The 11641-nt window shown below is 61.2% G+C and carries 9 protein-coding genes and 3 pseudogenes; 4 read left to right on the forward strand and 8 right to left on the reverse strand.

Translation table 11 applies throughout. The features are described from left to right. Together tnpC and LH128_RS04940 are read left to right on the forward strand one after the other, a co-directional pair. Window positions 1-875 (forward strand): IS66 family transposase (gene tnpC / locus LH128_RS04935; RefSeq protein ID WP_008828477.1); only part of this gene is annotated, 875 nt, incomplete at its 5' end. 1 nt (window position 876) lies between these two features. Continuing rightward, on the forward strand, window positions 877-1107 hold the full coding sequence (locus LH128_RS04940) for a hypothetical protein (protein WP_008828478.1): 231 nt from the start codon (window positions 877-879) through the stop codon (window positions 1105-1107). A gap of 248 nt (window positions 1108-1355) precedes the next feature. On the opposite strand, the gene LH128_RS34335 is transcribed toward LH128_RS04940, so the two are convergent. The 4 genes and pseudogenes from LH128_RS34335 to LH128_RS04955 form a co-directional block, all read right to left on the reverse strand. Continuing rightward, the gene (locus tag LH128_RS34335; RefSeq protein WP_226018261.1) at window positions 1356-1724 is read right to left on the reverse strand and encodes a hypothetical protein; all 369 of its coding nucleotides are present in this window, start codon (window positions 1722-1724) and stop codon (window positions 1356-1358) included. A gap of 354 nt (window positions 1725-2078) precedes the next feature. Continuing rightward, window positions 2079-2528, reverse strand: a pseudogene (locus tag LH128_RS34990) (TniQ family protein); the annotation flags it as partial. Beyond that, window positions 2492-3415 (reverse strand): TniB family NTP-binding protein, encoded by a 924-nt coding sequence (locus LH128_RS04950; RefSeq protein WP_008828480.1) that lies wholly within the window; start codon window positions 3413-3415, stop codon window positions 2492-2494. The gene LH128_RS04950 and the pseudogene LH128_RS34990, both read right to left, overlap by 37 nt. Next, on the reverse strand, window positions 3412-5070 hold the full coding sequence (locus LH128_RS04955) for a Mu transposase C-terminal domain-containing protein (protein WP_017503293.1): 1659 nt from the start codon (window positions 5068-5070) through the stop codon (window positions 3412-3414). The genes LH128_RS04950 and LH128_RS04955 overlap by 4 nt, the downstream gene beginning before the upstream one ends. 176 nt (window positions 5071-5246) lie before the next feature. On the opposite strand from LH128_RS04955, the gene LH128_RS04960 reads away from it, so the two are divergent. Beyond that, window positions 5247-6278 carry a site-specific integrase gene (locus LH128_RS04960; RefSeq protein ID WP_008828482.1) on the forward strand — a complete coding sequence of 344 codons (1032 nt, stop codon included), beginning with the start codon at window positions 5247-5249 and terminating at the stop codon, window positions 6276-6278. Window positions 6279-6625: 347 nt separating this feature from the next. Here LH128_RS04960 and LH128_RS04965 read toward each other — a convergent pair whose 3' ends face one another. The 4 genes and pseudogenes from LH128_RS04965 to LH128_RS31950 form a co-directional block, all read right to left on the reverse strand. Further along, the gene (locus tag LH128_RS04965; RefSeq protein ID WP_142639590.1) at window positions 6626-7654 is read right to left on the reverse strand and encodes an IS110 family transposase; all 1029 of its coding nucleotides are present in this window, start codon (window positions 7652-7654) and stop codon (window positions 6626-6628) included. 35 nt (window positions 7655-7689) lie between these two features. Beyond that, window positions 7690-8190 (reverse strand): annotated as a pseudogene (locus tag LH128_RS04970) (IS3 family transposase); the annotation flags it as partial. Between the two features lie 67 nt (window positions 8191-8257). Then, window positions 8258-9772: a group II intron reverse transcriptase/maturase gene (gene ltrA / locus LH128_RS04975; protein ID WP_037517834.1), complete on the reverse strand. Its 1515-nt coding sequence runs from the start codon at window positions 9770-9772 to the stop codon at window positions 8258-8260. 631 nt (window positions 9773-10403) lie between these two features. Next, window positions 10404-11098: pseudogene (locus LH128_RS31950) on the reverse strand (IS3 family transposase); the annotation flags it as partial. Between the two features lie 330 nt (window positions 11099-11428). Here LH128_RS31950 and LH128_RS34340 point away from each other — a divergent pair. Beyond that, a partial coding sequence (locus LH128_RS34340; RefSeq protein WP_327195061.1) for a hypothetical protein occupies window positions 11429-11641 on the forward strand: 213 nt, incomplete at its 3' end.

Consider the following 11641-nt stretch of genomic DNA (forward strand, 5'->3'; position numbering starts at 1 on the left):
TGCACGGCGACGACACGACCGTGCCGCTTCTTGCAAAATACAAAACCGATATCGCACGAATGTGGGATTATGTGCGCGACGACAGGCCGTTCGGCGGCCCGGCGCCGCCGGCGGTGGTGTTTTATTACTCGCGCAATCGAAAAGGCGAACATCCCCGGGCCCATCTGGCCACTTACACCGGCATCCTGCAGGTCGATCGCTATGCGGGCTTCAATGAGATGTTCAAGGAAGGCTGGGCTGACAAGCCCATGACCCGCGCGAACTGCTGGGCGCACAGCCGCAGGCAGTTCTTCGAACTGGTCGATGTCGCCAAGCAGCTCAAGCGCAAGCGGGACGCAAGGCCGATCGTCTCGCCGCTGGCGTTGGAAGCCTTGCAGCGTATCGACCGGATCTTCGACATCGAGCGGGAGATCAACGGCAAGACGGCTGCTGAACGCCTCGCGGTGCGGCAGGAAAAGGTCACGCCGATCGTCAAGGAGCTTGAGGGGTGGATGCGCGAGCAGCGCAATATCCTCTCGCGTCACGATCCGGTGGCCAAGGCCATGAATTACCTGCTCAACGACTGGCCGGGCTTCACCAACTTTCTGAGTGACGGGCGGATATGCCTTACGAACAATGCCGCCGAGCGCGAGGTCCGCGGTGTTGCCCGGGGCAGGAAGGCCTGGCTCTTTGTCGGCTCGGACCGCGGCGGAGAGCGTGCGGCGATGATGTACAGCCTCATCGGAAGCTGCCGGCTGAATGGTGTCGATCCGCTGCTCTGGTTGACTGATGTCCTCGCGCGGATCGCGGATATGCCCCAGAGCCGGCTGCAGGAGCTGCTTCCCTGGAACTGGAAGGCCCTGCGCCAAGCCGAGACGATCGAAATGGCCGCCTGACATGGCCGATATCAGCACCGTCTATACGCTCAGGCAGGCCGCCCTCATCCTCGGAGAAACCGAGGACATGCTCTGGGAGGCGTCGATCGGGATGTTCTCCGAAGATGGCAGCATAAGAATCATCGACGATGCCTTCTCCGATGACGACTGGGCAATCGCCAGGGCCTTCACCGAGGAAGGCATCGAAAACCTGAAATACATCATCGACGCTATCAAAGCCGCGCGGCGCTGAATCCGCGGCGCTACCGCAAGGCCTGACAATCGCTAGATCCCGCGGCCGCTAACGGATGCGTACCATTGAGCGGCGGGAATGGGCGCATGTTGCCCAATCGCGGGACGGAATGGAATTGATGAAATCCAGCAGAAGCGCCGCATTCAGGTGCGCGCCGCCAACCTCCTAAGTTAATGGACACTTGCCGCTAAAAAGCGTGCGGCCAGCTAGAGGCCAAATGCGCCTGCCATCCGTAGGCTCGCGGGTACTTAATGGCGCGAAGAGAACGCATTTCCGGCCGCGTCACGGAAGAGAGTTTTGTAGGCCGTCGAGGCGCTCCGTAACGCGGACATCCGCTCGACTTTTTCGTTCCGATGGCACGCTGCTTCCACTGTTCTTTTCAACGTCGGCGAGCACGCCTGACGATCTTGGATGAACTGTTGGAGTGCGATGCTATCGACCATCCGCGCCCATACGTCGACAACCGGCTCGTCCTCGTTTCGCACCGTTGGGTCACAGTCTGCATCGAGCATCGCGGCGCAGATTGCGATAAGGCAACGACGCATTGAGGGGCTGGCAAGCGCGAGCGGCATTTCACAGGAAGGCTCGTTGGGGCAAACGTTATCGAGCGTGAGCACAGGCGCCGCAAACCGATGTAGGAGTCTATCACGCAGTCTCCAGCGCCTGTGGGCCCTTGCGAACAGTAGACAGATTCTGGCGGATTCTTCGAGCAGCTGACCGGCTGAAGTGTCGTTGAAGCGAAATTGATCTGGGACCTTTCCCCTAAGCGCACCCCTCAGCGCGGCTTCAAAGGCTACGATATTGATCCAGATGGGCTGCGCTGCTGGCTCAAGCTCGAGCGCCCTGGGGTGCGCCCGTTCGAGGCCCCGACGGCAGCGAATACAGCACAATCTTGGCGGCCCCTGCGATGACCGCTTAATCGCCCAATGACTACTCCCGCAAGACACGCATCGATCGACGAGTGGCCAGTGGTGCCGGAAACAGAAGCCCCACGCAGCCATGGCCCAGTCCGCACGGATATAGGCGGGGCGGCCAGCGGCATAGTCCTCGGCAAGGCAACGACTGCACCAGCTCAACCGGAGGGTAAGAGCGGGCGCGAAATCTCGGCTAGGATCATCGGATGGAACGTGGTGCCAGGCTACAAAATCCGGGGTGATCCTCGGATACCGATAGCAAAGACCGAGTTCGGCGACACTGTTTTCCGTGAAGCCCTCGCTTGCGGCAAGCTCAGCGATCATCGATTTTTTTGGGTTTACATCGGGATGCCGCCAATGGCCTGCGCGATTTCGATAGGCGCGCAGCAAAGGCTCACCCGGAGCCCGCTGATCGCGCACGCGCGCCAGCCATGAACTGAGAAGTTCATCCGCGAATGGCTCCACGAAACTCATACGGTCGCCCGGCCGATTGTCCTTCGCTTGCATGCCGACGTAAACATGGAGACGAGAGGAAGCGTCACGTCGTTGGCCTCGAAGCTTGCGGCATCAAGCATCTCGCGGCCATCGCGGATAGCCGTGACAGCGGCTGCCTCGATGAGCCGGAATATTCGGCCCGTCACACCCTGGGTGAGGGCCAGCACGCGTTGCCGCGCTTCGACGGTGTCGAGCATCGATGGGCGTCTCAGGGGCAGCAGGCCCGAGAAGCTCGCAAGCAGCTGGCGCAGGGCATGATCGTTGCGCCATGGCATCAATTCGAACGCCCCAAACCGGTCGGCAAGGTTCGGATCCATCAGGACCGCCATCCGCGCGTCCTCGGTCCCTGCGCAAACAATTGGAATTTTCAGATCGTTGGTCAAAAAGCGGATAGTATTGAGGAACACCCGCTGCTGGCGAGGAGTGCCGGCGAGCATCTTGTCGATTTCATCCAGGACGAGCACCTTGGTTTCGACTTCGGCAAGCAGTTGCCTGGCTTCCGCTCGCATCGATCGCACGGACAGTCGGCTAAGGTCGACGCAATTTAGCGCGGTCAGCACCTCGGTGTAAAATTGCTCCTCACTCGGCTCTGGCGGTATCTGCGCGAGCAACACCGGCATCTTGCTGAGCCCGGTCCTGATATCGAACTGAGGAGCGTGAAGTTTCGAGAAGCGGCTGACAATTTCGGTCTTGCCCATCCCGGTGGCGCCAAACAGTAACAGGCAGGGCATTCGCCCTCGCGGCGGATAGATTACCAGGTCTTCAAGGTGGCGGAGCGCGGCCTCAGCCTGTGGCAACGATATCCAGCGGTCGCGGCGTAGCCAGTCGATCCGGGCCTCATCGGTCAATTCGGCATACTCGCGATAAGCCGGGAAGATATGGCTGTAGAGCACGTTCATGACTGCTCCTCGATCGCGAGTGGTACAACCGGCCCGTCGAGATTTGGCGGTGTCAGCTGCGCGTTGGCCTCTTGGTGCTGGACAAAGGCCGCAGGCGGTTCGCCGCGGATGAGCGCATCGACGATGCGTTGGGTTGATCGTCGAGCTCCGCGCGTCTTCTCTACGGCCCTAAGCACAATCCTGCGCTGCGTGCTCACCATCTCGAAAAGCATCTGCTCATCGACGGCGGTTCGCCCGCGCTCTCGAAGCGCTCTCAGGGCTTGGTCGTGCTCGAACTTGGTAATTGCAGGACGCCGCTTATCGCGAAGAGGAACTGTGACATGCTCGCCGCCGGGCAGTTCGAGATAGACGGCCGAGAGGTTGAGCGGATTGTATTTGATCGGGAATTTATGAACGCTGTTCGCGACCAGCGTGGCCAAAGCGCCATGCCAGTAGAAAACGTGGAAGAGTTTGATGCCCTCGCGCCGGACCCGGCGCATCTCGAACGGGAGGAAGTCGAGCAGAAAACGTTCTTCATCGGCCGGCAGGCGCAGGGCTGCAACACGCTTACCTTGATCGTCCTGCCACGCTGTCATCGGGGGGACGCCAAGTGAGCTGTGAATGGTGCGATGATAGATTCCCACCTGGAGGGCGAACCATCGCTCGAATTCCTTGAGGGTCATGCAGGCTTTGCCCTCAGCGTCGTAGTCTCCCTTGTCCTGGATGTTGGAGAACGTAGTACCCGGAAGAAGGTGAACTTCGCCGATGGCGGTGCCGATCATGCGCTCGATGTGCCCGCCAAAGTGCGGAGTGCGCGGTGGACGGTAGTGAAGCTCGATCCCAAATTGCTGGCAGCCCCGAGTCAGCGCGCGTGAGTGAAATTCCGAGGCATTGTCGAGATGGAGGATGTCTGGCAGGCCGAAGACAGGCCATGCGAAGGTGAGCTCTCGATCGGCCAGCCAATCATTCTTGGGCAGTACTGCATGACGGATCGCCATGCCGACCGAAATCGCGGAAGGTCGTTCCAGTGAAATGTAGAAGCCGGGTATCACCCGCGTCGCTACGTCGATCTGCAGGGTCAGCGTTGGCCGCCCGACCGGTCTCCTGAGATACTCATCGACGATGATGATATCGACCAGCGTGTGGTCCATCTGTACGACCTGAAGAGGGTACTGCGCCTCGTATGAGCTGACGACGGGTCGGAAGCGGTCTGCTGCGGCTTTGGTCCCATCACGGGCGCCTGTCAGGCGTGTCCGTTCCACGGCGTTGACCCGCAGGACAACAGTTTGCCGTGCTGGAGGTCGCAGATTCTGCTCCAGGCACGAAAAGCGAATTTGACGGACCAGTTGTGCGATGGTGGGCTTTGGACGGCTGAGATAAAATTGCTCTATTTTGGCATCGATCAGGCGTTCCACCTCGCAAGGGAGGCGAGAGCGCCCTTTGGGAAATCCATCGTGCTGGTCGACCAACGAACTGGTCACTGGGTTTTCCCGGTATCTCGCGAGCAGTTCGTAAATTCGGGACCGGTTGAGGCTCAGCTTCAGGCCGGCCTCAGCAATCGCTTTGCGTCCGAGCCGGGGCTCTGCCGTAAGCGCACGAATGATAGGCTCGCGCTCACAAGCTTTGCGCCATTCTGTATGATCAACCGTCGTGAGGGCAGTGCCTGTTTCGGCCATGACCTATCCCCGATTTTCGCCAGGGACTCGTGTTGCCGGGTCCGGTCGTTTTGTAGCAGAATCGCGCTGTCAGGTCGAACGTCCGGAGGTATTCTTGTACATGATCCACGCAACTCGGCCGTTTTCTCGTCCGCCCGTATTCTTTAAGTGACATTTGCTGCGGGGAAGGGCGGAAAATGGCCGATGGAAGCGAGGATCCCGCCGAACAGTACCCGCCGACCCCGCTCATTCCGAACATGGCGGCGTCCGCTGCCGAAATCTCTCATCCAGGGCGGATTCTTGGAGAGGAGATCGCGGCGGCCCGCTCCTATCGCGCCCAGGCCAAGGCCGCCAACACGATCCGCGCCTACACCAGCGACTGGAGCCAATTCGAGGGCTGGTGCTGGCAGCGGGACCTAAATCCGCTGCCCGCGCGGCCCGAAGCCGTGGCAACGTATCTTGCCGCGCTCGCCCTGGCGGGCAAGGCCGACAGCACCATCGGCCGCCATCTGGCTGCGATCGGGTGGAAGCACCGGCAGGACGGACTGGTCGCGCCGACGCTCCGTGACGAACGCACGGTCATCGCCGATACGCTGGCCGGGATCCGCCGCGAGCAACGCGCGCGGCCCCGCGCGAGGAAGGCGGCGATTACGGCCAGCGAGCTGACGGCGATGATCGCGGCCGCCGACGGGCAAGGCACCCGTTCGATCCGTGACCGGGCGATCATGGCCTTGGGTCTGGCGGCTGCTTTGCGTCGGTCGGAACTGGTCGGGCTCGAAAGGCGCGATGTGGAACTGGTCGACAAGGGCCTGAAACTGACGCTGCGCCACTCCAAGACCGACCAGGAGGGTGAGGGACAGGTGATCGCGGTCCCCTCCGGCAAGACCCTCAAACCGGTGGAGCGGCTCAAAGCCTGGTTGGCGGTCCGTGGCAGCAGTGCGGGGCCGTTGTTCTACCAGATCGACCCGCAGGGCAGGCTGACAAACAAGCCGATGTCGGACCGCTCGGTCGCGCGGCTGATCCAGAAATATGCGGGGCGGGCGGGATTGGATCCGGAGACGGTTGGGGGGCACTCGTTACGCGCGGGGTTTTTGACCGAAGCGTCCCGCTCAGGCGCGACCATCGCCAAGATGCAGGAAGTGTCGCGGCACAAGAGGGTCGAGGTGCTGCTCGGCTATGTGCGCGCGGCCGAGCTGTTCGAGGACCACGCCGGCAAGGCGTTTTTGTGACTGTTCACGCGCCTGGATCAATGGCCAGACAGGCTGCGCACCGCTAGCCGTTCTGCATTGGCTTGCCCGGCGCGATGTAGTGCCCTGTGTGGACGACCTCCGCGGCGCAAGAGCTTTTCGGCAGTGATGATTGCGGTCGGGTGCATCCATGTGTTCGGCCTGTTCGCGCAGCACCGGATGGCTGCTGGCCCTGATGAAGTCCGCAGGCTGGCTCCCTAATCACGTCATCGCGCTCGAAGCGCTGTGACCCCCTGGGTTTCACCAACCCCCGGTCTGACCGGTTCGTCATCACTACTAAGCTGCTCCTACGCATCCCATCACGCGACTATCGAGCGATCGGGATCTCTTTAAGCGGCAACGGCGTAGACCTCCTTCCGCGTCATTACGGCCCAGGCAATCCGGGCTGTTTTGTTGGCGAGCGCCACTGTCGCAATCTTCGTGGGCTTGCGCTCGAGCAGGCCCGCCATCCAGGGTTGGCGGGCCGGATTCTTGCGCGTCATCCGCATGACAGCAGTCGAGCCGACAACCAAGAGCCGGCGAAGATAGCCATCGCCCTGCTTGGTTATTCCGCCCAGCCGCTCCTTGCCGCCGGAGCTGTTCGCTCGAGGTGTGAGGCCAAGCCAGGCGGCGAACTGACGGCCTGATCGGAACAGCGATGCGTCGGGCACCGCGGCGGCGATAGCCGAGGCTGTAATCGGGCCGATCCCTGGGATCGTGGCCAGCCTCCGGCTTGTCTCGTCGTTACGATGCCAATCGAGGATCTGCGCCTCTAGCCGATCAATCTCGCTCGCTAACGCCCTCAACTGAGCGGCAATGCCATGGAGGGCCGAACGCGCGTGAACGGGAAACCTGTCCTGTTCTTCATGCAGCGCCTTCAGGGAAGCCGCTAAGCCGCCCGCACCCAATCCCGTCACGATCCCATACTCAGCCAGGTGGCCGCGAAGCGCGTTGATCAGCATGGTGCGCTGCCGGACCATCAGGTCGCGACTTTTGTGAAGCATCAGAACTGCTTGCTGCTCGACCGACTTCACAGCGACGAAGCGCATCGTCGGCCGGGTGACCGCTTCGCAGATCGCTTCGGCATCCGCCGCATCGGTCTTCCCGCGCTTCACGTAGGGCTTAACATAGGCAGGCGGCATCAGGCGCACCTCGTGGCCGATTGCCATGAGCTCGCGCGCCCAGTGATGCGCCGACGCGCAGGCTTCCATGCCGACCAGGCAAGGCGACAACTCCGCAAAGAACCGCATAAGCTCGGACCGGCGCAGCTTGCGCCGGATCAGTACTGCGCCATCGGCAGCGATGGCGTGAACCTGAAACACATTCTTCGCCAGATCCAATCCGACGGTAACGTGAGGTGGTCCCGCCTTCTTGGACAGTTTGGCGGCTAAGTTAAGCTAATCCCGGTTGTCGTTCATGCCGCCATTCTGGTCATCAGAACATGGGGGGCATGCCCCCCATGTTCTGATTGCCCGATCCGCCGATAGGCCTCGACCGGGGTTTTCCCGGCCAGGCCCGAGTGCGGGCGCTGGGTGTTGTAATAGGTGATCCACCGGCCCAGGCCAGCCTTCAACTCCGATCCGGTCTCAAAGGCATGGAGATAGACGCATTCGTACTTCAGGGATCGCCAGAGGCGTTCGATAAAGACGTTGTCCATCCACCGGCCCCGGCCATCCATGCTGATGCGGACCTCGGCGTCGCGCAGCACGCTGGTGAAGGCGAAGCTGGTAAACTGGCTGCCCTGATCCGTGTTGAAGATCTCGGGCTTGCCGAACCGGGCCAGGGCTTCTTCCAACGCCGCGACGCAGAACCCGGCATCCATCGTGTTCGACAGCCGCCAGGCCAGCACCTTGCGGGTAGCCCAGTCCATGATCGCCACCAGATAGAGGAAGCCCCGGCGCATCGGGAGTGGAGTAGGAAGCGCATAAGCGCTTCCCCTCCCCGAACCGTACGTGCACCTTTCAGCGCATACGGCTCTCTATTCAACCTTGGTCCAAGGCCATGGCGACATCACGATAGCGGGAGGTGACGGTGTTTCGGAGCTCGTCCCGATAGATGTAGGGATTTCGCTCCGGATTCCGCCACCGGAACTGCATCTTCTGGCTTGTGACCAGTCGTCGCAGCGCCTTGCCGACGGCATTGCCCTGATTGCTTCGACCGTAGACCAGCCACGTCTTCGATTGGCCGGTTTCCGGCATGCGGTACCATTTACGCATCAAAGGCTTGATACGGGACCGGTACTTCTGCGCCAACCAGTGCGCCATTTTCCAGAACACGACGGTGTCGATGCGCCGGAATGTGCGCGCCGTGAAGTCGGTGAACCTGTAGAACGCAGCCCATCCCGCCAGCTGGCGGTTCAGACCGTCGATCATGTCCACCGCGGCAACCTCATGATTGCCGGAGAGAGCCTCGACCAATCGGCGAGCGAAGGTCTTGGCCTTCTCCTTGGGTATCGTTGAGACCACGGACATGCGTCCGCTCGATCCCCGCCTGCGGATAATCCGGTGCCCGAGGAACACGAACCCGTCGTCGACGTGGGTGATATGGCTCTTGTCCATATTCAACGTCAGCTTCAGGTCGTCTTCCAGAAAGGCCCGGCATTCCTCGCGGATGGCCTCGGCATGTGCCTTGGTGCCCTTGACGATGACAACGAAGTCATCGGCGTAACGGCAGTAGGCGACAGCAGGTTTCCATTGCCGGTTCTCGCGAACCGTGATGGGGCGCCCCTGCTGGATGCCGAAGTTCCATGCCCAGCGATCCTTTCGCGCCTTGTCGCTCAGGTATTTCGCCTCCAGCCACGCATCAAACTCATGGAGCATGATGTTGGACAGGAGCGGCGACAGCACGCCGCCTTGCGGTACACCTTCGCTTGAGGCGACGAACAGGCCACGGTCGACGTGGCCCGCCTTCAGGAATCGCCAGAGCAGATCAACAAACCGATCATCCCGGATTCGCCGCCGAACGCAGCGAAGCAGAAGCCGGTGGTGGACCGTATCGAAGTAGCTCGCCAGATCACCTTCGATGATCCAGCGGCCCCGCGCTCCGGCACCACTATCCTGCAACTGTATCTTCACGGTCCGGACAGCGTGATGCACGCTGCGTTCCGGCCTGAAGCCGTAGGAGAGGCGATGGAAGTCGCTTTCCCAGATCGGCTCCATGGCCATCAGCATCGCGCGCTGGACGATGCGGTCTTTCAGGGTCGGGATACCAAGTGGTCGTTTCTTGCCATTGGCTTTCGGGATATAGATTCGCCTGACCGGCTGCGGGTGATAACTCCCCGTCAGCAAGTCCGTTCGCAGACTGGCCAGCTGTTCTGCCAGTACGGCCTGCATCCGTCGCTTGTCCATTCCGTCGATGCCCGGCGTATTGGCGCCACTCGACGCCAGCACGATCCGAGCCGCCTCGGCAAGCCACGCCCGATCGGCAATGAGCCGGAGAAGGCGATCGAACTTGCGGTTCTGGTCGCTCTCGGCCCACGTCGCGAGCTTGTGCTGCATTTCGCTGATTATCAAAGGTCTTCACCTCGTTTGGTCAGGTAGTTTGCACTTCAAGCTGATTGAACTGTCCCCCTTCGCCATGTGACAGGCTTTCCCTGTCGCGGACTACTACGGGGACTCCGCCAGCACGGTGGACATCGGGGCCAACTCCCTTGGCATTCCATCATGCCTTCCCTCGTTCATATGCTGGACTTTCGCGCGCTGGGGAGGCTGCCGGTCGCAGTCCTTGTCCTTGCGTCCCGCAAGTCGATGCCGATGCCATGGCCTGGCTGCATTCTCTCCATGGCTCCATGCGGACGGGCTACATTTCCGGCCACATTCGGATGTCGCCGACATACGTCTCCGGCGCCATCATCAGCATTCCGCCTGTTAAGCCGTGTAGGCGAAGGCGACATTTCAGCCCTCGGATGCGGATTAACCGGTTCGTGTTCCTCAACCTTCCAGCGCTACAGCCTCGGGGACCATCTCGGCGTAACGGCTTCGCCTCAATCCCCTTTACCTGCGGGCTACGTCACCCTGCCAGTTGACGGCAGGTCACCGCCGCTTGGGCTCATGCCCCCTCACAGCAGAGGGCAAGGCATTCGTTCAGTTCCTCCTTTCTCCTTTGCATTCCAGTCATATGCACCCCGGACCATCCGGGACGAGGCGCACTGTATGTCACATCGGCGCACCAGACATGGTTGGGTCGCTCGATCGCCAGCTTGCGCAGCAGGTACGGATAAACCCGGTGCTGCGGGTGCGGATCGCTCGTGCGCGGCCGCTGGTAGATCGGTGTCAGCCCCATCTTCGCCATCAACCGCCGTGCACGGCGACGACCTACCTCGTGGCCGTTGCGACGCAGGTGCCGCGCCATCTGGCGGCTGCCATACCACGGGCATTCCATGAACGTCTCGTCGATCACCGTCATCAGCGCCAGCGTCTCGTCGGTTTCCGGCACTGGTGCGTAGTAATAGGACGAGCGGCTGATCTGGAGCAGGCGGCACTGGGTCGCTATCGACAGGCGGTGAGCAGGTTCGACCATCGCTCGCCTCCGGTCCACGCTCATCGACCGAAGGCTTTCGCTAAAAAATCCCGCTCGACGACCAGTTGCCCAATCTTGGCGTGCAGCTTCTCCACCTCGCTTTCGCTGACCGCCCTGGCCGCATCACCGGCCCCGGAGAAGGTGCTCGCCATCCCGTCGATGGCCTGCCGTTTCCAGGCCGCGATCATCGTATGGTGAACGCCATGCTTGGCGGCCAGCTCCGCCAAGGTCAGGTCACCCCGGATCGCCTCCAGTGCTACCTTGGCCTTGAAATCCGCGCTGTAGCGCTTCCTCGTCGTCTTCATTCCCGTACCAATCCATCAGGTCGGGAGTAGCTTAACACCCTGTCCAGAAAACCGGCACCACCTCAAACGATCTCCTGCTCCATGGAACGACTCCTAGACGTGAACCTACAACGACCACATCATCGCACAGCTACGTTGGTGCGGAGGTCGTCCACGACATCACGTCAACACCTGCACCCATTTCACTGCCGGAAACGGATAGTATGTTTCCTAGTTCGGATAGACGGACCCCATGTCTTGATTGCATAGTGACTTGAGAAATCCTTCAGGCGACGAGAAGGCGGTAACTTCTCCGGAAACATTGAAGAGGGTGGGCAGGGAGTAAACTGCATGAATGTTCTATCCGGTATTGGCGCGCTAAACGCTGGAGTCTGGTTGTGCACGACAGCCTTGGTCATGGGGGCTTGCCCTGCTTTCGCGCAAAGCGTCGCCGAGCCTCCTAGCGACCAGTCGGCTACCGAAGCTGATTCCGGCGCAGAAATCCTTGTAACAGCCAACCGCCGTGAGCAGTCGGTCCGTGACGTTGCCATGGCGGGGGGGGGG

Source organism: Sphingomonas sp. LH128 (assembly GCF_000293195.2).
Lineage (GTDB): Bacteria > Pseudomonadota > Alphaproteobacteria > Sphingomonadales > Sphingomonadaceae > Novosphingobium > Novosphingobium resinovorum_A.

Excerpts from the sequence above, each read along its gene's own strand:
- ltrA (WP_037517834.1), bottom strand. The coding sequence starts at position 9,772 with ATGCAGCACAAGCTCGCGACGTGGGCCGAGAGCGACCAGAACCGCAAG.
- LH128_RS04940 (WP_008828478.1), top strand. The coding sequence starts at position 877 with ATGGCCGATATCAGCACCGTCTATACGCTCAGGCAGGCCGCCCTCATC.
- LH128_RS04960 (WP_008828482.1), top strand. The coding sequence starts at position 5,247 with ATGGCCGATGGAAGCGAGGATCCCGCCGAACAGTACCCGCCGACCCCG.
- LH128_RS04955 (WP_017503293.1), bottom strand. The coding sequence starts at position 5,070 with ATGGCCGAAACAGGCACTGCCCTCACGACGGTTGATCATACAGAATGG.
- LH128_RS04950 (WP_008828480.1), bottom strand. The coding sequence starts at position 3,415 with ATGAACGTGCTCTACAGCCATATCTTCCCGGCTTATCGCGAGTATGCC.